This window comes from Dactylosporangium thailandense, from assembly GCF_059739745.1.
In genome coordinates this window covers 3,766,789-3,785,555 of the sequence record NZ_AP029195.1, presented here as the reverse complement: position 1 = coordinate 3,785,555, position 18,767 = coordinate 3,766,789, and the positions used below count along the sequence as shown (strand labels likewise).

The 18,767-nt window shown below is 74.9% G+C and carries 19 protein-coding genes and 1 pseudogene; 9 read left to right on the top strand and 11 right to left on the bottom strand.

Going from position 1 to position 18,767, the window contains the following annotated elements:
• Positions 1–161: 161 nt before the first annotated feature.
• The 6 genes from AC6JBM_RS17035 (at position 162) to AC6JBM_RS17010 (ending at position 5,951) form a co-directional block, all read left to right on the top strand.
• Positions 162–1,205: a hypothetical protein gene (locus tag AC6JBM_RS17035; protein ID WP_497984564.1), complete on the top strand. Its 1,044-nt coding sequence runs from the start codon at positions 162–164 to the stop codon at positions 1,203–1,205.
• Positions 1,202–4,069 carry an ATP-binding protein gene (locus tag AC6JBM_RS17030; protein WP_497984563.1) on the top strand — a complete coding sequence of 956 codons (2,868 nt, stop codon included), beginning with the start codon at positions 1,202–1,204 and terminating at the stop codon, positions 4,067–4,069. Before AC6JBM_RS17035 ends, AC6JBM_RS17030 begins: the two co-directional genes overlap by 4 nt.
• On the top strand, positions 4,062–4,691 hold the full coding sequence (locus tag AC6JBM_RS17025; protein ID WP_497984562.1) for a hypothetical protein: 630 nt from the start codon (positions 4,062–4,064) through the stop codon (positions 4,689–4,691). Before AC6JBM_RS17030 ends, AC6JBM_RS17025 begins: the two co-directional genes overlap by 8 nt.
• The gene (locus AC6JBM_RS17020) at positions 4,688–5,362 is read left to right on the top strand and encodes a pentapeptide repeat-containing protein (RefSeq protein WP_497984561.1); all 675 of its coding nucleotides are present in this window, start codon (positions 4,688–4,690) and stop codon (positions 5,360–5,362) included. The genes AC6JBM_RS17025 and AC6JBM_RS17020 overlap by 4 nt, the downstream gene beginning before the upstream one ends.
• Entirely contained in the window at positions 5,359–5,661 is a 303-nt protein-coding gene (locus AC6JBM_RS17015) for a DUF1905 domain-containing protein (RefSeq protein ID WP_497984560.1), read from the top strand. Before AC6JBM_RS17020 ends, AC6JBM_RS17015 begins: the two co-directional genes overlap by 4 nt.
• Positions 5,662–5,789: 128 nt before the next feature.
• Positions 5,790–5,951 (top strand): hypothetical protein, encoded by a 162-nt coding sequence (locus AC6JBM_RS17010; protein WP_497984559.1) that lies wholly within the window; start codon positions 5,790–5,792, stop codon positions 5,949–5,951.
• 173 nt (positions 5,952–6,124) lie between these two features.
• Here AC6JBM_RS17010 and AC6JBM_RS17005 read toward each other — a convergent pair whose 3' ends face one another.
• From AC6JBM_RS17005 to AC6JBM_RS16995, 3 genes are read right to left on the bottom strand one after another with little or no spacing between them, the layout of a single operon-like run.
• Complete coding sequence (locus tag AC6JBM_RS17005; protein WP_497984558.1) at positions 6,125–6,940, bottom strand: SDR family NAD(P)-dependent oxidoreductase; 816 nt, start codon at positions 6,938–6,940, stop codon at positions 6,125–6,127.
• Positions 6,931–8,235, bottom strand: a complete 1,305-nt coding sequence (locus AC6JBM_RS17000) for a flavin-containing monooxygenase (protein WP_497984557.1) — start codon at positions 8,233–8,235, stop codon at positions 6,931–6,933. Before AC6JBM_RS17000 ends, AC6JBM_RS17005 begins: the two co-directional genes overlap by 10 nt.
• A gap of 33 nt (positions 8,236–8,268) precedes the next feature.
• Positions 8,269–8,919 (bottom strand): TetR/AcrR family transcriptional regulator, encoded by a 651-nt coding sequence (locus tag AC6JBM_RS16995; RefSeq protein ID WP_350617872.1) that lies wholly within the window; start codon positions 8,917–8,919, stop codon positions 8,269–8,271.
• Positions 8,920–8,962: 43 nt separating this feature from the next.
• On the opposite strand from AC6JBM_RS16995, the gene AC6JBM_RS16990 reads away from it, so the two are divergent.
• Positions 8,963–10,276 (top strand): MFS transporter, encoded by a 1,314-nt coding sequence (locus AC6JBM_RS16990; RefSeq protein ID WP_497984556.1) that lies wholly within the window; start codon positions 8,963–8,965, stop codon positions 10,274–10,276.
• On the opposite strand, the gene AC6JBM_RS16985 is transcribed toward AC6JBM_RS16990, so the two are convergent.
• From AC6JBM_RS16985 to AC6JBM_RS16965, 5 genes are all read right to left on the bottom strand, one after another.
• Positions 10,273–11,115, bottom strand: a complete 843-nt coding sequence (locus AC6JBM_RS16985) for an alpha/beta fold hydrolase (protein WP_497984555.1) — start codon at positions 11,113–11,115, stop codon at positions 10,273–10,275. The two genes, AC6JBM_RS16990 and AC6JBM_RS16985, sit on opposite strands and share 4 nt — an antisense overlap.
• 77 nt (positions 11,116–11,192) lie before the next feature.
• Positions 11,193–12,461 (bottom strand): carbohydrate-binding protein, encoded by a 1,269-nt coding sequence (locus AC6JBM_RS16980; protein ID WP_497984554.1) that lies wholly within the window; start codon positions 12,459–12,461, stop codon positions 11,193–11,195.
• Positions 12,446–13,081 (bottom strand): GNAT family N-acetyltransferase, encoded by a 636-nt coding sequence (locus AC6JBM_RS16975; RefSeq protein WP_497984553.1) that lies wholly within the window; start codon positions 13,079–13,081, stop codon positions 12,446–12,448. The genes AC6JBM_RS16980 and AC6JBM_RS16975 overlap by 16 nt, the downstream gene beginning before the upstream one ends.
• The gene (locus AC6JBM_RS16970) at positions 13,078–14,040 is read right to left on the bottom strand and encodes a Gfo/Idh/MocA family protein (RefSeq protein ID WP_497984552.1); all 963 of its coding nucleotides are present in this window, start codon (positions 14,038–14,040) and stop codon (positions 13,078–13,080) included. The genes AC6JBM_RS16975 and AC6JBM_RS16970 overlap by 4 nt, the downstream gene beginning before the upstream one ends.
• A complete protein-coding gene (locus AC6JBM_RS16965; RefSeq protein ID WP_497984551.1) occupies positions 14,037–14,414 on the bottom strand; it encodes a substrate-binding domain-containing protein in 378 nt (125 codons plus the stop codon). The genes AC6JBM_RS16970 and AC6JBM_RS16965 overlap by 4 nt, the downstream gene beginning before the upstream one ends.
• Here AC6JBM_RS16965 and AC6JBM_RS16960 point away from each other — a divergent pair.
• The gene (locus AC6JBM_RS16960) at positions 14,403–14,588 is read left to right on the top strand and encodes a hypothetical protein (RefSeq protein WP_497986775.1); all 186 of its coding nucleotides are present in this window, start codon (positions 14,403–14,405) and stop codon (positions 14,586–14,588) included. The two genes, AC6JBM_RS16965 and AC6JBM_RS16960, sit on opposite strands and share 12 nt — an antisense overlap.
• A gap of 74 nt (positions 14,589–14,662) precedes the next feature.
• Here the strand turns inward: AC6JBM_RS16960 and AC6JBM_RS16955 are convergent.
• Both AC6JBM_RS16955 and AC6JBM_RS16950 read right to left on the bottom strand, forming a co-directional pair.
• Positions 14,663–14,845, bottom strand: a pseudogene (locus AC6JBM_RS16955) (GntR family transcriptional regulator); the annotation flags it as partial.
• A gap of 87 nt (positions 14,846–14,932) precedes the next feature.
• Positions 14,933–17,764: a GH92 family glycosyl hydrolase gene (locus AC6JBM_RS16950; RefSeq protein WP_497984550.1), complete on the bottom strand. Its 2,832-nt coding sequence runs from the start codon at positions 17,762–17,764 to the stop codon at positions 14,933–14,935.
• 106 nt (positions 17,765–17,870) lie between these two features.
• Here AC6JBM_RS16950 and AC6JBM_RS16945 point away from each other — a divergent pair, with 106 nt between their 5' ends.
• The gene (locus tag AC6JBM_RS16945) at positions 17,871–18,206 is read left to right on the top strand and encodes a hypothetical protein (protein ID WP_497984549.1); all 336 of its coding nucleotides are present in this window, start codon (positions 17,871–17,873) and stop codon (positions 18,204–18,206) included.
• Here the strand turns inward: AC6JBM_RS16945 and AC6JBM_RS16940 are convergent.
• Entirely contained in the window at positions 18,170–18,739 is a 570-nt protein-coding gene (locus AC6JBM_RS16940; RefSeq protein ID WP_497984548.1) for a hypothetical protein, read from the bottom strand. The genes AC6JBM_RS16945 and AC6JBM_RS16940 overlap by 37 nt on opposite strands.
• Positions 18,740–18,767 lie beyond the last annotated feature (28 nt).

Below are 18,767 nucleotides of genomic sequence, written 5' to 3'. Positions count from 1 at the left end.
ACGGGTCGCGACGCGCTGCCGACCGGGGAGCGCGGGCCGACGAACGGCGCGAAGATCGCGGGATTCCGGATGACGGTCTTGTGACGGCGCCGGGGGCTTCCATAGATTGACGCAGGGCCGCGCGAACCACGCAGCGTCACGCCGAATCGACGGGGAGTCCGATGACCACACAGGGCTGGGGCGGCGCGGGCGGCGAGCCGTGGGACCAGGCGATGCACAACGTGCAGGCGGCCTACCGCAACGCGCGGGTCACCTACACCGAGCCGGACGAGTTCGCCGACGACAGCGTGACCTGGAAGCAGCTGCGGCCGCACACGGTCCGGGCCGCGAACGTCGCGCTCGTGCTGTCCCTCGCCACCTTCGTCATCGTCTGCTGCGCGTGCGGCCTGTTCGCCAACATCGGCACCAGCTCGCAGGGCGACCTGAACACGCTCGGCGCCGCGACCGGCGCCTCGGTGGTCGTGCCGGCCGTCGTCATCGCGCTGGCCTTCATCGCCTGGATCGTGGCGCTGTTCTTCCCGATCAAGGAGCCGATCGCGGAGTACGCGCTGCTCGTGGAGAACCGGGCCGCGGCCGCCCCGGCGGTCTACGGCTACATGCTGCAGTCCGCGGCCCAGCGCGCGCTGCCGTTCCCGATGGCGCCGGTGCGCATCGCCGGGCAGTACCTGATGTCCTTCGGCGACACGCGGCTGCAGTCGCTCGTCGCCGTGCAGACCTACGGCGCCGACCTGTACTTCGGCTGGACCATGTGGCGCTCCCGCTCGACGATCATCCTGATCGGCCACGCGCTGCGCGACGGGTTCCGGGCCATGGCCGGCGGGGCCAGCTACCGCTCCGCGATCAACGGCGGGCGGATCCGGGCGCTGCGCGAGATCACGCACAGCATCACGCGCCTCGGCGTGCAGTCGGCCATCGCCGGGCTCGGCGCGACCGAGGAGACCAACCGGCTCGTCGCGACCACGCCGGAGGCCCCGATGCCGCCCGGCTCGCAGATCGCGCCGCCGGCCATCGCCCCGGTCATGATCGTGCCCGCCGCCGCGCCGCCGCAGCCGGTCACCGGCGCCTGGCCGCAGGTGCGGCCCGGCTACCCGACGAGCGCCCCGCCGGTCAGCGCCCCGCCGGTCAGTGCCCCACCGCAGAGTGTCCCGCCGAGCAGTGCGCCGCCCGCGTCCGGCCCGCCGTACGGAACCCAGCCGCCCCAGTGACCGGCGCGCTCGTCCCCGCTCCCTACCTGCTCCCCGGGCCCGGCCGGGTCTGGGGCTGGGTGGCGCTGCGGGTCACCGCCGCCGTCGACCTCTCGCGCCGCTCGGAGTACGCCCGCCTGGACGTCTCCGAGCGGCTCGCTCGTGCCGTCGGCGAGCAGGCCGCCTACCTCGGGCAGTTCCTCGCGCTGCCGGAGAGCGAGTCCGTGGCCCTGCGCCTGCTGCACCTCGAGCCCGGGCGCATCGAGGTGTACCTGCTGGGCCGCGTCGAGCAGCCGAACGCGGACCAGGCCCTGCGCGCCGCCCGCTCGCTCGCGGCCACCCTGGCCAACGTGCCCGAGCACGTGCGGGTCGAGCCGCTGTTCGAGGCCGAGCGCGTCCGCGAGGTGCTCTCCCCGTTCGTGCCCGCGCCGGGCGGCATCGCCCAGGTGCACAAGCGCATCCGGCTCGCGCGGCCCGAGCGCGTCGACGCCGGCGTGCCCGCCTACGTGGCCGTCGAGCCGTTCGGGCGCCAGCCGCACGGCTGGGAGGGGCTGCTGGAGGCGGTGCGGCTGCACCCGTCGCCGGTCGCGCTCTCCGTGGAGCTGACCGCCGGGGCGGTGCCCGCGGCGCTGCGCCGGATGCTGGAGACCGAGACCACGCGCTACCGGCGCCTCGCCCAGCCCAACGAGATCCCCGCGGACGTCGGCGGCCAGATCCGCATGCCGGCCGACGGCGGGGCGGTCGTCATCGAGCCCTACTACCTGGACGCGCTGCGGCGGTACGACGGCCGCGCCTTCCGCTTCGGGGTGACCGTCGCGAGCCCGGAGCCGCTGCCGGAGACCCTCGTGGGGCACGTCGGCGCGACCGTGAGCCCGGCCCCGAAGGCCCAGCCCGAGCGCGACGACCCGCAGACGCTCCTCAGTGGACACACGGTGGCCCGGCCGGCGGGCCCGGCCGAGCACGACGCGCTCGTGCGCGCCTTCACCACCCTGCAGCCGCTGGAGTGGGGCGGCGGGGAGCTCGACGCCGTCCTGCGCGCCGAGTCCGCCCCCGGCCGCGTCTCGGCCCGCGACAGCCTGCGCCAGCTGCGGCTGCTCGCCGACCGCGACGAGGCCGCGAGCCTCTTCCGGCTGCCGCTCGCGCTCGAGGGCCACACGCCCGGGATCGCGGTCGTCGCGCCGCGCGACCCCGTGCGGGTCGTCGCCGCCCCGACCGGCCCGGCGCTGCTGCTCGGCCGCCAGCCCGGCGCGGGCCCGGCAGGAGGCTCGGCGGGAGGCTCGGCAGGGGACCCGGCCGGGGGTGCCGTCGGACTCGCGGTCGCGGACCTGCCCCGGCACGGCTTCATCGTCGGCACTCCCGGGTCCGGCAAGACGAACACCGCGCTGCACCTCTGCCGCCAGCTGCGCGGGCACGGGGTGCCGTTTGCCGTCATCGAGCCGGTCAACGCGGCCCTGGACGACTACCGCTGGCTGGCCACCCTCGAGGACTTCGACGACCTGCTCGTGTTCACCGTCGGCGACGACGAGGTGGCGCCGCTGCGGCTCAACCCGTTCCAGGTGCCCGACGGCGCGACCGTGAACTCCCACGTGTCCAACCTGCTCGCCTGCTTCGAGGCCGCGTTCGGGCTCTGGGACCCGCTGCCGTTCCTGTACCGCCGCGCGCTCGTGGAGACCTACCGCCGCCGCGGGTTCCACGCCACGCACCGAGCCCGGCCCGCCGACGGCGAGCGGTGGCCGGTGCTGCCCGAGTTCGCCGGGGTCCTCGCCGAGGTCGTGGAACAGCTCGGGTACGCCGGCGAGACCCACGCGAACATCGACGCCGCGGCCCGGCTGCGCGCCGAGGCGCTCGTCGAGGGCGCGTGCGGCACGACGCTGAACTGCCGCCGCTCCTACGACATCGCCACCCTCATGCACCGCCCGGTCGTCTTCGAGCTCGCCGGCGTCGGCGACAACGCCAAGGAGCAGTCGCTCATCACGCTGCTGATCGTCACCGCGATGCGCGGCTGGTACCGGCAGCACCGCCGCTCCTCGGACACCCCGCACGTGGTGCTGCTGGAGGAGGCGCACCGGGTCTTCCCGCGCGCGACGCCCCAGAACGGCTCCGGCGACCAGAAGGAGGGCAACGCCCAGGCGCTCGCCGCGGAGCGGATCGCGCAGGGGCTCGCCGAGGACCGCAAGTACCGGCAGTCGTACCTGCTCATCGACCAGCAGGTCGGCAAGGTCGCCGAGGACGCGTACAAGATCACGAACCTGAAGATCATGCACCGCACCGCCGCCCAGGAGGACCGCGAGCTGCTCGGCTCGACCATGGGCATGCACGACGACCAGATCGAGGCGGCGGCGGCCCTGCGCCCGTTCGAGGCCGTCGTGTCGCACAACGGGCTCGACCAGGCGGTGCTGGTGGCGGTGCCGGACGTGCGCGCCGAGGACGCCCGGCGCCGGGGGCTGCCGGAGGCGCCGCTGGCCGACGACGCGCTGCTGAGGGCCCGGTTCGAGGCCTGGCGGGCGAGCGAGCCGAGCGTGCGGGACGCGCTCGCCCCGTTCGCGGAGTGCGCCGGGTGCCGGCACCGCTGCGTCTTCCGGCCGCGGGCCGAGGCGGTGCTCGGCGGCGCCGCGGGCAAGGACGACGCGGGGCGGCTGCTCGCGTCGATGGGGACGTCGGCCTGGTTCTCCTCGCTGCCGGCACGGATCGACGAGCTCGGCGGGGGACCGCCGGAAGTGCCGGACGGGGCCGATCCCGACGCGTGGCGCGCCGACTATCGCGTGTGCCTGTTCGTGCACGCGTTCCGGCGGCGGTACCCGCCCGCGGTGTGGACCGACAACGACCGGCGCTCGTCGGTGAACTGGGCCCGGGACGTGCGCAAGGCGGTGGACGGCCATGAGTGACCGGCACAGCGACCTCACGCCGCCGCAGCCGGAGTCCGTCGTGCCGGGCGGTGACACGGTTCCCCAGCGGGGCGACACGACGCCGGAGCCGGAGCCCGCGGAGGGCATCGCCGGGCTGGGGGAGGCCGCGGGCCTCGGCGGAGGCCGGGACACGGTGCCCTTCCGCGGCGACACGACACCCCTTCCCGACGCCCCGGAGGCCCCCGGAGCCCTCGATGCCCCCGGCGGACTCGGCGCCCTCGACGCCTCCGGCGCCGCGGCCGGTGGGGCGGGCGAGACGCTGGGTGAGGCCGTGCAGGCGGTCGAGGGCGGCGTCGAGTCCGCCGGCGGCCCCGCCCTCGAGCGCGACCTCGGGAAGTTCGTCGACGCGGCGGGCCAGGGCTGGGACCTGAAGGCGCCGGCCGACATCTTCCGGTCGGGGCCGAACGCGGGGGAGCGGATGCCGGCCGGCCAGCCCGGCGCCTACGACGGCGACGTCTTCGAGCACCAGCTCGACGGCGCGCTCGCCAAGGGCCTCAACGTCGTCGTCGACACCAGCGGCCTGTCGAAGGACGCGAACGCCGACGCCCGCCGCCGGGCCGACGAGCGCCCCGAATGGGCGGGCCGGGTCCTGTTCCGATGACGACGTACGGCCGAACCCCGGTCGCCTGGCCCGCCGACCCGCTCGCCCGGGCCGGGCTGGAGCGGGCCCTGGCCGGCGGCGGCCCGTTCGATGGCGGCCCGTTCGGCGGCGGCCCGTTCGGCGGCGGCCCGTTCGGCGGCGTGGGTGCGGACCTGCGCGGCGCCGACCTGACCGGCCTGGACCTCGGCGCCGCGGACCTCACGGGCGCGACCCTCGCCGGCGTGCGGCTGGTCCGCGCGAACCTCGCCGCCGCCCGGCTCTCCGGGGCCGACCTGACCGCGGCGAACCTCTCCGGCGCCGAGCTGGCCCGCGCCGAGGCCGATCGCCTGCACGCCCCCGGCGCCGCGTTCCGGGCCGCCCATCTGTTCGCCGCCGACCTCGTGCACGCCGTCCTCACCGGCGCCGACCTGCGCGACGCCCTGCTCAACTCGGCCACGCTGATCGGTGCCGACCTGCGCGGCGCGGACCTGCGCGGCGCCTCGCTGCGCCACTGCGTGCTGGGCACCCCGGCCGCCCCGCTGCGCCTGGCCGGCGTCCGCCTCGACGGCGCCGCCCTGACCGGCGCGGTGGGCTGCGTGTCGGGCGCGGCGGCGGTCGGCGACGAGGTGCTGACGGGCCCGGCCCTCACGGCGTGGTTGCAGAGCCGCGGATGTGTGATGCTGAGCCCATGATCGTCGAGTTCGAGGCCGAGCTGTGGGCATGGGACGCCAAGCGCGGCGACGCCTGGGTCTTCGTGAGCCTGCCGGACGAGCCCTCGGAGGAGATCCGCGAGCTGACCGTTGGCGCCCGGCGCGGCTTCGGCTCGCTGCGCGTCCAGGCGCGGATCGGCGCGACGACCTGGAAGACGTCCATCTTTCCGTCCGCGGACGGCCCGTACGTGCTGCCGCTCAAGCGTGCCGTGCGCACCGCCCAGCGCCTGGAGGTCGGCGACACGGCCGCGGTGAGCGTCGAACTGCTCGACGCGCCGTAGTGTCCGACGAGTACGGCCGCGACCCGTGGCGCTAGGTCCGCCGCGCACCGGCCTGGCTGACGTTCGCGACGACGTGGATCGCGCTGCTGTCCGGCGCCGCCCATCTGTATCTCGGCGCCGCCCGGGTCGTGTGGCTCGCGGGCTCGGCCGTGCTGGTGGTGTCCTGCGTCGTCGCCGTCGTGCTCCTGCGCGCCCGGGCCCGCGACCGCCAGCGGCGCCTGGCCGCCCAGACGCTGCTGCTGTGGGCGGCGGGCCTGCTGACCGTGCTCGTCGCCGCCGCCCTGCCCTAGCCGCCCGGCATCATGGCGGCGGCCGCGGCCGGTGGCGCGTCGCCGCGGCCCTGCCCTGGCGGCCCGGCATCATGGCGGCGGCCGCGGCCGGTGGCGCGTCGCCGCGGCCCTGCCCTGGCGGCCCGGCATCATGGCGGCCGGCCGTGGACGGTGGCGCGTCGCCCGGTCCCGGCTCAGCGGGCGCGGCGGCGCATGCCGGACGCCAGCTCGGCGGCGTCGAGGTCCCCGGCGGCCAGGCGGGCCCGCACGGTGCGGGTGACCATCGCGGCGGCCAGCGACGGCAAGTGCCGGGCGATCGCCATCTCGACGCGGCCGCGCGGGGTCGTGGCCACGTCGCGGGGCGGGCGCCTGGCGGTGGCGGCGCGCAGGATCGCGGCCACGACGCCCTCGACCGGCTCGTGGCGCGAGACGCCCTCCAGGGACAGGCCGGCCTGCGCCGTCGCGTCGTGGATCGGGGACGCGACCATGCTCGGGTACACCACGCTCACGCCGATGTGCGAGCCGACCTCGAGGCGCAGGGCGTCGGCGTAGGCGGCCAGGGCGCGCTTGCTCACGCCGTAGGCGGCGGCCAGGGGCAGCGGCAGCACGGCCATCCGGCTGGCCACGAACACGACCCGGCCGCGGGTGCGCTCCAGGGCCGGGATCGCGGCGGCGGTCGTGCGCCAGGCGGCGAGCAGGTTCACCTCCAGCTGGCGGCGGACCTCCGCGCCCGGGGGCAGCTCGGCCGGGGCCGGGCCGCCCACGCCCGCGTTGTTGATGAGCAGGTCCAGGCCGCCGAGGAGGTCCACGGCGTGCTCGACGGCCGGCGGCACCTCGGTGTCGGAGGTCAGGTCGCAGCGCAGCATCGGGGCCGGGCTCGTGATGGAGGGCACCAGGTCCAGGCCCACGACCTGCGCGCCCGAGGCCAGCAGGCGCTCGGTGAGGGCCCGGCCGAACGTGCCGGAGGCGCCCGTGATCAGCACCCGGCGGCCGTGCAGCGTCAGCGCCATCGCACGTCACCTTCCGTGGATCGGCGCCGCAGCTCGGCGGCGGCCTCGGCGAGGTACACGTCGAAGTCGACGCGCATGGCGGGCCGCCGCGAGCCCCAGCGCTCCGTCGCCGCCCGCAGGTGCCGGTCGCAGTCCGCGCGCTGCTCGGCCGGCGGCGGGAGCGCATACTGCCCGGCCAGGAACGCGCCGACCAGCCGGGCCTGCGCCTCGACCACGGGCAGGGCGGCGCCCGTGGACTGCATGAGGCCCACGAAGAACAGGCCCGGCGCGTCGAGGTGGAAGATCCGGCGGTACAGCGGCAGCCGGTCGGCCCCCGGGCCCAGCAGGGCGGGGTCGAGGAACGGCAGGTCGACCCGGTAGCCGGTGCACCACACGATGAGGTCGACGGGGTCGCGGCGGCCGTCGGCGAAGCACACCGCGTCGCCGTCGAGGCGCTCGATGCCCGGCCGCACGCCGATCTCCCCGTGCGTGATCCGGGGGAGCAGGCCGTCGGACAGGGTCGGGTGGTCCTGCAGAAAACCGTGCGACGGCGCCGGCAGCCCGTAGCGCTGCGGCGGCCCGACCGCGAGCCGCAGCAGCCGCTCGCTGACCCGCTGCCGCAGCCGCCACGGCAGCCGCCGGGCGAGCGCGCCGTTGAGCGTGTCGGCGGGCCGGCCGAGCAGGTACTTCGGCACGATCCAGACCCCGCGGCGCAGCGACAGCAGGGTCGAGACGGCCACGTGCGAGGCGTCGACGGCGATGTCCATGGCCGAGTTCCCGCCGCCGACCACGAGCGCCCGCCGCCCGGCGAGCTGCTCCGGCCCGCGGTAGTCGTGGCTGTGCATGCACTCGCCGCCGAACGTGCCCGGGTACATCGGCTCGGGCAGCCGGGGCACCGCGTTGTGGCCGGTGGCGACGACGACGGCCGGGGTCTGCCAGGTCCCGGTCGCGGTGGAGACGGTCCAGGAGCCGTCGGCGGCCCGGGTCACCGCGGTCACGGTCTCGCCGTGGCGGATGTCCTCGGCCAGGCCGAACGCGTCGGTGTAGGCGGCGAGGTAGTCGGCGATGTGCTCGTGGTCGGGGTAGTCGGGCCAGTCGGCGGGCATCGGGAAGTCCGCGAACTCGGTGCGGGTGCGGCTGGTGTTGAGGTGCAGCGTGCGGTAGGCCGACGAGCCGGGCGCGCCGAACACCCACAGGCCGCCGGGGCGCTCGCCGGCGTCGAGGCACACGACGGGGACGTGCCGGTCGCGCAGCGCCTTCACCGTGGCCAGGCCGGCCGGGCCCGCGCCGATGACGACGACCGGTTTATCCAACACGTGATGGATAATGCGCCGAGACGTCGACGGCGGTCAAGCCGTGCCGTACATCCGCCGCAGCCACCGATGCGCGAACGTGCGGGCCGCGCGCTGCCGGTCCGGGTCCGGGCCCTCGTGCAGCACGTGCACGGCGTGCGCGTGCAGGGCCCAGATGAGGCTGCGCACGGCCGTGTGCGGGTCGGGCTCGTGCAGGACGCCGGCCGCGTCGGCCGCCGTGAGCAGGTCGGCGACCTGGGCGTACAGCGGCGCCGAATAGCGCTCGTCGAGCCCCTCGTGCCCGGCCGGGTCGAGCCAGCGCCGCAGCCACAGCCCGGTGTTCTCCGGGTGCGCCTCCAGGAAGTCCACGAACGTGTCGACCAGGCGGTGCAGCACCGGCAGCACGGCGTCGGCCCCGCCCGGCAGCGCCAGGCGCGCGTCGGCCAGCACCGGGCCGAGCGCGGCCCGCTCGGCGTCGTGCACGAGCCCGAAGCAGGCCTCGTACAGCGCCGCCTTCCCGCCGGCGTGGTGGTGCACGGTGGCCACGTCGACGCCGGCCGCCTCGGCGACCTGGCGCAGGCTCACCGCGGCGAACCCGTGCCGGGCGAACAGGCCCACCGCCACGCGCAGGATCGACTCGCGGGTGGCGGCGCGCTCGTCCCGCCGGGGGCGGCCCGGTCCGCGGCGGGGGGTGTGCTGAGGCTCCATCGTCGCCTATTATCCATCAACCGTTGGATAACCTGGGGGCGGGATGGACGGCACGCGGCTACCCCGAGGCGGCCTCGCCGCGTTCGCGACCGGCTCCTTCGGCATGGGCATCTGGGTCACGGTGCCGGGGCTCCTGCTGCTGTACTTCCTCACCGACGTCCTCGCCGTGGCCCCGCTGCTGGCCGGCACCGCCCTGCTCGTGCCGAAGATCGCCGACGTGGTGCTGCACCCGTGGGTGGGCACCGTCTCCGACGCCGGCCTGGCCCGTCACGGCAGCCGGCGCCGCCTGCTGCTGGCCGGCTGCGCGCTGGTCCTGCCGTTCGCGGCGCTGTTCGCGGTGCCGGCCGGGCTCTCCGGGCCCGCCGCGGCCGGCTGGGTCGCGGTGGCCTTCGTCGCGGGCAACCTGCTGTTCGCCGCCTACCAGGTGCCCTACCTGTCCACCCCGGCCGACCTCGCGATCGGCTACCACGAGCGCACCCGGCTCATGGGCTTCCGCATGGTGGTGCTGACCGTCGGCATCCTCGCCAGCGGCCTCGCCGCGCCGCTGCTCGCCGGGCGCGAGGACCCGACCCGGGCCGGCTACGCCACCATGGCCCTGGTGCTCGGCGGGCTCATGCTCGCCGCGATGCTGACCGGCGTCGCGGGCGTGGGCCGGCTCGCCGCCACGGCCCCGCTGCAGCGCCCGCGGTCCGGCCCCGCGCTGCTCGCCGCGCTGCGGGACCGCCAGTTCCGCCTGCTCGCCGGCTCCTACCTGGCCATGTCGACCACCTCGCACCTGGTGCTCGCCGCGGTGCCCTACTACACCGAGTACGAGCTGGGCCGCCCGAAGCTCACCACGGTCCTCGTCGCCGCGTTCCTGGCCCCGGCCCTGCTCGCGACGCCGGCCTGGGTCGCGGTCGCGCGCCGCTGGGGCAAGCAGCGCGGCCTGCTGCTCGCCCAGGCCGTCTTCGTGGCCGGGTGCCTCGTGCTCGCGGCCGGCGCGGCCGCGGGCGTGGCGGTGCTCGTGGCCGCGGTGGCCGTGCTCGGGGTCGCGTTCGCCGCGCTGCAGCTGCTGCCGTTCTCGATGCTGCCCGACGTGGTGACCGCCTCGGGGCGCCCGGAGAGTGCGGGCAGCTACACGGGCGTGTGGACCGCGGCGGACTCGCTCGGCGGGGCGCTCGGGCCGTACGTGTACGCCGCCTGCCTGGCCCTGGGCGGCTTCGTCGCGGGCGCGGACGCGGCGGCCCAGCCGGACTCGGCGGTCACCTGGATCCGGCTCGGCTTCGGTGCCGTGCCGGCGGCGCTGATGCTCGCCGCGATCCTGCTCCAGCGCCGGTACCGCCTCGACGCCTCGGCCTCAACCCGGGCCGCGGTCTAAACCAGGCGCAGGGCCTCGGCCGCGATGAGCTCCGGCTCGGTGAACATGACCAGGTGCCCCGACGCCTCGGCCGGGACCAGCCGCCCGTTCGGCAGGGCGTCGGCCGTGCGGCGGTGGGCGTCCGTCACCGCCGCCCGCACCCCGCGGTCGAACCGGGCCGGGGCCGTGCCGGAGATGACGGTCACCGGCAGGTCGCCCAGGCGCGGCGGTTCGGCCCGCAGCTGCCCGAGATCCTCGAGCAGGCACTTGAGCTCGGCCGACATCGTCCGCGCCGCGCGCACCGTGAAGTCCTCGGCCCGGTGCTCGGCCGCCACATCCGAGGGCTGGACCATGCCCGGCCGCGCGGCCATCGGACGGTACAGCCCCGTGCGCGCCATCGCCCCGACGAGCCGGCGCGTGAGCGCGAAGCGGCGGCGGGCGGCCTTGGCGAAGTACAGCTCGCACCGCTCGTCCGTCGGGTCGACCAGCACGAGCCCGCGGACGCGGTCCGGCTCGGCCGCCGCCGCGGCGCGCACGAGCGGGCCGCCCCAGCTGTGCCCGACGAGGACGAACGGGCCGTCGCCGAGCGCCCGCAGCAGCGCGTCGAGGTCCGCGGCCATCCGGCCGAGCGTGAGCGGCTCGGGGTCGTCGTCGCTGCGCCCGGTGCCCGCCCGGTCGTAGACCACGGCGCGGGTGCGGGCGGCGACGAGCGGCTGCACCAGGCCCCAGACGGAGCGCGACAGGCCCATGCCGGAGGCGAACACGACGGTCGTGTCGCCCTCGCCGCGGGTCATGTAGTGCAGCCGCCGTCCGTCTCCGGTCCCCGCCCAGCCGCTCTCGCCGTACGAATGCTCCGCCACGCGAATAGGTTAGGTCAGCCTCATCAGTTGGTGGCTGAGAGAGCGATCACGTCGCGGCCGCTCGGCACGGCCGGAACTCAGGCGATCTGAGTGATTTTGCACCAGTTCAGGGCGAAGCCGCCGGCGACCGCGTACAGGCCGAGCTGATGGGTGCCGGCCGGCAGGTTCACCTCCAGCGACACCGTCTGGTACTGGCCCAGCCCGCCGGTACTGGGCAGCGCGCGGTCGCCCAGGGGCGTCGCGCCCTCGTCGATGTCCAGCGACAGCTTCGAGCCGGCGCCCGTCGTCGCCACGCGGTACTCGACCAGGTAGCGCGCCGCCTTCGGGATCGTCACGTTTCGCATGGCGATCCGGTCGCCGGTGTCGAACGACACCGCCTTGCCGCCGCCGGTGTCCGGAGTCGTCTTCGTCGTGACGCCCCGCATCGCGTCGTACGCCTCGGCCTCGAAGGAGCGGGTGTGGCAGCCGCCCGCGGCGAGCTCGCAGATGTCGGCGCGCACGGTGGACACCTTCAGGTCGTCGTACCAGATCCACGAGTCGTTGGCGGGCGCGAACGCGGTCGTGCCGCCGCCCGCGAACGAGGAGAAGTAGGCCTTGTCCACCACGTCCGCGTTGCGCACGAAGCGCAGGTTGCGGATGCTGCCCGCCGGGGAGCCGTTGAACCAGATATCGATCTCGCCGTCGCGGTTGGCGTTGCCGTTCGTGACGGTGTTGACCTTCAGCCGCTGCACCAGGTTGACCCAGGAGCCGCGCGGATAGTAGATCAGCGAGCCGTCGGCGCGCTTGAGGTCGAGGAAGTCGCCGTAGGTGTCCGAGTGGTCCATGTCGTAGTAGTAGATGGCCGCCTTGCCGCCGCTGCGCCAGATCATGCGCGAGCTGAAGCCGTTGTACCCGTCGCAGACCTGGCCGCCGGAGCAGGACGCGCCGCCGGCCAGCCCGAGGCCGACCTTGCCCGCGAACTCGGTCGTGCCCCAGCTGAAGTCGCTGCTGAAGCGGACCCAGTAGGACAGGTAGTACTCGCGCCCGGGGCTGAGCGTGAACGGGGCCTGGGCGCCGGAGTCCTCGGGGCCGATCTTGCCCTTCGGGTAGAACACCCGCAGCGACTGCCCGCCGGAGTGGTTGAAGTTGTAGCCGTCGATCCATGTGCGGTTGCTCATCCCGAGGTCCCAGGGCGCGCTCCAGCCGTCCTGGGCCCAGTTCGCGAGCGTGTAGGCGCTGCCCCGGGCGGGGCGTTCGAAGGTGTTGTACCGCAGGTTCACGGCGGCGGACGCGGGCGAGCCGGCCACGGTGGCGCCGAGGAGCAGCAGCAGGGCGGTGACGAGGGCGATCCTCACCAGGTTGCGCACGCTTGCCTCCATTCGGGGAGGTCGAGGACGAGCGTTCGTCCCCACGGATGACGGTGGGCCTCGGTGAAGCCGAGCGCGGAGTAGAAGGTGACGGCCTTCCGGTTCGCCTCGGCCACCCCGAGATGGACGCCGGGGACGCCACGGCGGTGGAGCGCCCCGAGGACGGTGCCCATGAGCCGGCGGCCGCAGCCCCGGCCCTGGGCCCGGGCGGCGACCTTGATGTGCAGGTGCGCCGGGTGGCTGTCGTGCCACGGCCGGCGGGGGCCGGACCCGGCGTGGATGGCGGCGACGAGCGCGTGGTCGCGGGTGCCGTCGTGCGGGTCGGGCGTCAGGGGGTACCGCCGCCGCAGCCTCGGCCACCAGCACCGCTCGGCCCAGTCGGCGAAGCGGGCCGTGTCGGCGACGGCGGCGACATAGCCGGCGACCCCGTCGACGTCGGCGACGAACGTCAGCCCGGGGGAGGCGGCCAGGTAGGGGCCCGCGTAGAGGTGGCCGGGCAGCTCGGGGCGGTGGTAGCGGGGCGGTGCGGCGGCGCCGGTGGCGTCGACGGTCGCGCACAGCCGGTAGATCGCGGCGGCGTCGGCACGAGCGGCCGGCCGGACCTTCACGCCCGGGTTCACGCCAGGCTCCCGGCGGCGGCGTAGATGGCGTGGACGGTCTCGACGACGCCGCGGCCGTAGTCGCCGCCGACCGCCGGTGCGCGCCGGTCCCGGCACGCGGCGGCGAAGTCGGCCAGCTGCGCGGCGAACGCGGCCGCCGGTCCGGCCGGGCCGGTCGCGACCGGCGTCTCGGTGCCGTCGTCGCGGCTCAGGACGGCGCCGTCGGCCGCCGACCAGCGCAGCGAGCCCCGCTCGCACACCACCACGGTCTCGTCGAGGTAGGCGGGCACCGCGCTGGTGAGCAGGAAGCTCGCCGGCACGCCGCTGTCGAGCTCGACGGTGCCCATGGCGTCGGTCTCGACCGCGTGCCCGTCACGGCGCCACACGCGCCCGGCCGCGGCGACGACCGAGCCGCCGCCGAGCCACTGGATGCGGTCGAGGCCGTGGATGCCGACGTTCATGACGATCCCGCCGCCGGCCATCGCCGGGTCGAAGAACCAGCCGGGGCGGGACCCGCGCCGGTAGTGGGAGGTCCGGCGGTGGCTGATCGCGAGCACGTCGCCGACCGCGCCCGAGCGCAGCGCCTCGGCGGCCCGGTGGGCGACGGGGTCGAAGCGGACCACGTGCCCGACGGCGAGGACGACGCCAGCGGCCGCGCACGCCTCGATCATCGCGGTGCAGTCGGCGACGGTCGTGGCCATCGGCTTCTCGACGAGCACGTGCACGCCCGCGGCGGCCGCGTCGAGGGTCAGCCGCGCGTGCAGGGCGTGCGGGGCGGTGACGACGACCGCGTCGAGGCGCTCGCGGGCCAGCATGGCGCGGTGGTCGGCGTAGGCGGCCGCGCCCGCCGCGGCGGCCATCGCCCGGGCCGAGTCGGCGCGGATGTCGCACACGGCGGTCACCCGCACGCCTGCGACGGCGCGGGCGGCCTCGAGGTGCTCGGCGGCGACGATGCCGGTACCGATGATGCCCAGTCTCATGCGGGCACCCGCTCGGTCCGGCGCGCGGGCGCGCACGACCCGCGGACCGTGAGCCGGGGCTGCAGCTCGACCCGGTGGGCCGGCGTGGCCGGGTCGGCGAGGATGCGCAGCAGCAGCTCGGCGGCGAGCGCGCCCACCTCGGCCTTGGGCGGGGCGACGGCGGTCAGCGGCGGGTCGACGAGCTCGGTGACGTCGTCGTCGTAGGCGACGAGGGAGAGGTCCTCGGGCACGCGCAGGCCGGCCTTGCGGGCCGCGTGGCGCAGGCCGGCGGCGTCGCGGTCGCCGTGGCAGAACACCGCCGTGACCCCGGCGTCGCGGCAGTGCGCGGCGTACGCGGCGATCTGCTCGGCCGTCCACTCCTCGTGCCGCACCACGGACCCGGGCACGACGTCGAGGCCGAGCGCGGCGGCGGCGAGCCCGAAGCCGTCGGCGACCGCGGCGAGGCGAGCATGACCCCGGCGCGGGCCGCGGTCAGGGCGCGCTCGATCATGACCCCGGCGCGGGCCGCGGTCAGGGCGCGCTCGATGCCCTCGATGACCTTCGGGTAGTAGTACGACGTCGACGGCACCAGCACCCCGACGGTGCGCCGCGCGAGGGCGGGCACGCCGACGACGTAGGTCCCGGAGCCCTGCCGGCGCACGACCACGCCCTCGGCGACCAGCCGCCCGACGGCCCGGCGCACGGTGTTGAGCCCGACGCCGAATCGCGCGGCGAGCTCCGGCTCGGTGGGCAGCCGGCCGCCGACCGGCACCGCCCCGGACGCCACGAGGTCCCGCAGCCGCCCGGCCACCGCCCCGGTTTTCATTCCACCGGGGAATGAATCGTCATCCCTGGATACCGGCCCGTCAATGGCGCGAATTCATGCCATGACGGGCCGGTCCTCACGCGTTCGTCAGCTGTACGCCTCGAACTCGTAGATCCGCGCGGCGCCGCCGGTTCCCGACTGCTCGGCGGTGACGACGTTGAGCCTGAGGTACCGCGCCGAGACGTTCACCGCGTGGTTCGTGACGCTGGCGGTGTTCCCGCGGGCCGACACGATCGTCGTCCACGTGGTGCCGTCGTTGGACGCCTGCACGTCGTAGTCCTTGGTGTTCCACGACGTCGACTCCCCGCCGGCCCCGGCGTGCCGGATGGTGATCGTCTTGACCGTGGCCGCGGCGCCGAGGTCGACCCGCCACCACTTCGAGGCGCTCGTCGAGCACCACTTGTCGCTGGTGCCGCCCGAGACGCTGCCGTTGTTGGCCTTGGCCGGGCCCTCGTTGGCGTTGCAGGACGAGTCCGCGGTGGCGGGCTTGTTCAGCGCCAGGTTCGCCGAGCTCGGCGGGGCGGAGTCGAACGACGGCGGCGCGTCCGCGGCGGCGCTGCCCCACGAGGTGTTCGCGGTCGTGCCGAGGGTCAGCTCGACGGTACCGCCGGCCGCGAGCAGGCTCTCCGGCAGCCACGGCTTGGTGGTCGTGGCCCCGTTGAGCTTCGCGCTCTGGATGTAGGGCGCGTTCGTGGCGGCGCCGGTGCCGTTGACGGTGATGGTGGCGCCGTTGCCGCGGTGGATCGCGACCTGGCTGAACAGCGGGCTGCCCAGCAGCAGCTCGCCGCGGCCGGGGGTGAGCGGGTAGATGCCCATGGCCGCGAAGACGTACCACGACGACATCGCGCCGAGGTCGTCCTGGCCCGGAATGCCGCCCGGGGCGCTGGACCACAGCGTGTTCACGACCTGGCGGACGGTCTGCTGCGTCTTGTACGGCTGGCCGGCGAAGTCGTAGAGCCACGGCGTGCCGATCGACGGCTCGTTGCTCAGGTCCGACTTGGTGCCGCCGGCGTTGGACAGCGCCCAGCTGCCGTCGCTGTTGTGGAAGAACGAGTCCAGGCGCGACGCGGCCGAGCCCGCACCGCCCATCTTGGCGAACAGGCCGTTCACGTTGAAGGGGACCATCCAGGTGTACTGCGCCGCGCTGCCCTCCGCGAACCCGTCCGAGCTCGCCGGGTCGAACGACTGCCAGGCCCCGGAGGAGTTGCGCTGCTGGATGTAGCCGGTCGCGGGGTTGAACACGTTCTTCCAGTTCTGCGCGCGGCCGAGGAACGTCGCGGCGTTGCCGCTGTCGCCGAGGCTCCCGGCCAGCTGCGCGATGCCGAAGTCGGCGGAGACGTCCTCGAGGGTTTCCCCGGCACCGCCCCACGCGTTGCCGTCCGACGGCACGTAGCCGATGGACAGGTACTTGTCCAGCGACGGCCGCTCGCCGACCACCATGACGTTCCAGCCGGTGCGGCTCAGGTCCGCGGCGGTCACGGTCGTCGCGGCGTGGACCATCGAGCTGAGCGCGCCCGCGGCGTCGAACGTGGTGCCGCCGAAGGCGTAGATGCTCGCCACGGCCGCGTGGCCGGGGTCGCCGGTCATCACGTGCGTGCCGCCCTGGTTGTGCGTCCAGCGGTCCCAGACGCCGTTGTTCTGGTTCGCCTGGTTGAGCAGCGACTGGGCGATGTCCGCGCCGATGTCGGGCCGCAGGAGGGTGACGAGCTGGACCTGGTCGCGGTAGACGTCCCAGCCGGAGAAGTTCGCGTACTGCGCGTGCTGCGCCCCCGAGACCGTGTGCACGGCCTGGTCCGTCCCGCGGTACTGCCCGTTGGTGTCGCTGAACACGTTGGGGTGCAGCAGGGAGTGGTACAGCGCGGTGTAGAACGTGGTCTGCTGCGCGCTCGTGCCGCCGGTGATGGCGACCCGGTTCAGCTCCGCGTTCCAGGCGTCGTGGGCCCGGGTCCGCACGGTGTCGAACGTCGTGCCGGCCGGGTTCTCGGCGTCGAGGTTGGCCTTGGCGTTGGCCGCGCTGACGTAGGAGATGCCGACCCGGACGCCGACCGCCTGGCCGGAGCTGGTGTCGAAGGAGACGTACGCGCCGGAGCCCTTGCCCGCGGGCGGCCAGCCGGCGGTGCCGTAGGTGGTGCCGCCGCTCGAGCTCGTGGACCCGGGCGACAGCGTGCCGTCCTGCCAGGTGCCCGTGCTCGCGAAGGGCTTGTCGAAGGCGGCGTAGAAGTACAGCGTGTAGTAGCTGCGCCGGTCCTCGGTGTTGATGTAGCCGCAGAAGTTCCCGCTCGTCACCGACCCGCTGATGACCCGGTTGGCGCTGTCCACCGTGGTCGTCGCGGCGCTGGAGCCGACCTCGGAGTTCGAGGTGCGCACCAGCAGGGAGGCGGTCTTGCCGGTCGGATACGTGAACCGGCCCGCGCCCGTGCGGGTGGTGGCCGACAGCTCCACGTTGACGCCGGAGTCCAGGCCGACGCGGTAGTACCCCGCGGTGCCGGTCTCGTTCGCGTGCTGGAAGCTGCTCGCGTAGGTCGCGTCGGTGTTGTCCGAGGAGGGCGACGAGGTCACTGTGCCGGGGTACGGCAGGAACGGAATGTCCCCGGATCCACCGGCGCAGCCCGTGCCCGACATGTGGGTGAGGCTGAACCCGCGCGTGCGGGTGACGTTGTAGTCGTAGCCGCCCGGCTGCGGGGTGCGGGTCTGGTCGCCGCGGGTGTTCTCGGGGCTCCACTGCACCATGCCGAAGGGCGTGTCGGCCCCGGGGAAGGTCTCACCGGAGTTGGCGGATCCGATGAGCGTGTTGACGGTGGCGGCGGGATCGGCCACCGCGGCGCTCGCGCCGGGTATGGCGCTCAGCTGGACGGCGCTGACGAGCAAGGCGAGTGCCGCCGAGGCCGTCAGGGCACGCCGAAGGGCTTGTGGACGCACGGGGATACGCCTCCTGGAGGGATGGCTGCGCCGCCGCAGGGCTCTGGCGGGAGCGCGGCGCGGAAACGGGTCAACGACTTTCGTCGATCCCTAAAGGAAGCTAACAATGCTCGCGATCGATGACAAGGGCAAGTTTTGTAAAAATTTGCCGCTCGCCGAGGGTGGTGGAATCGTTGGCCGCGTGATGCAGGCTGCGCGGCGTGAGCTGGGTCGGGTGCGGGCCTCTCCGGCGGCGTGGCAGGAGCTGCGCTACGAGCGGTCCACGGACGCTCATGCGGCAACCCGGGCGATGGTGTTGTGGGCGTCGCAGTACGACCGGCGGCCCGGGGATCTCCCGCTGGTGCGCTGGCCGGCCGAGCAGGAGGCGCCGTTCCAGCTCGGCTCCGGCGCGTCGGACCGATCCGCCTACGCGGGGTTGAGGCCGAGCTGCTGGAGGAGGTGAAGGAAGAGGTCTTCGGCGAACGTCTCGTGCCCGTCCAGGACGCTCGCGATCGCTTCGACGGCGTCGGGGACCAGGCCGGCGTCCCGTGCCCAGGCCTGCGCGGAACCGGCGCCCGCCATGCCGCCCGGCGCTTGAGCGAGGATTTCGCGTCGGGTCAGCTCGACCTTGGCCTCGTACGCGGGGTCGCGCCAGTCGTCGCCGAAGGGAGATGGCGGATCCAGCAGATAGCCCATCGCATAGGTGAGGTGCAGCCACACTTCCCAGAGCCGCACGGATGTCCCGGTGGCGACCACGTGGACGGCGCTGCTGTCCAGGACGCGTCCGAGCAGCACCGGGGCTCCGGTCCCGGCGTGCAGTTGTTCGAGGAGATCGTCAGGTAGCGAGCCGGCCGAGTCCCGCACGACCCACACCCGCCAGCCCGTGCTCCATGCGCCATCGCGGGAAACGGCGCCTCGCAGCGCCGTGATCGCCGGCAACACCCGTGCCGGCGGCTCGTCCGAGCGCAGGACCACATAGGTGCCCCAGAATCCCATCCTTGCCCTGCCCGACGTCGGAGGATGA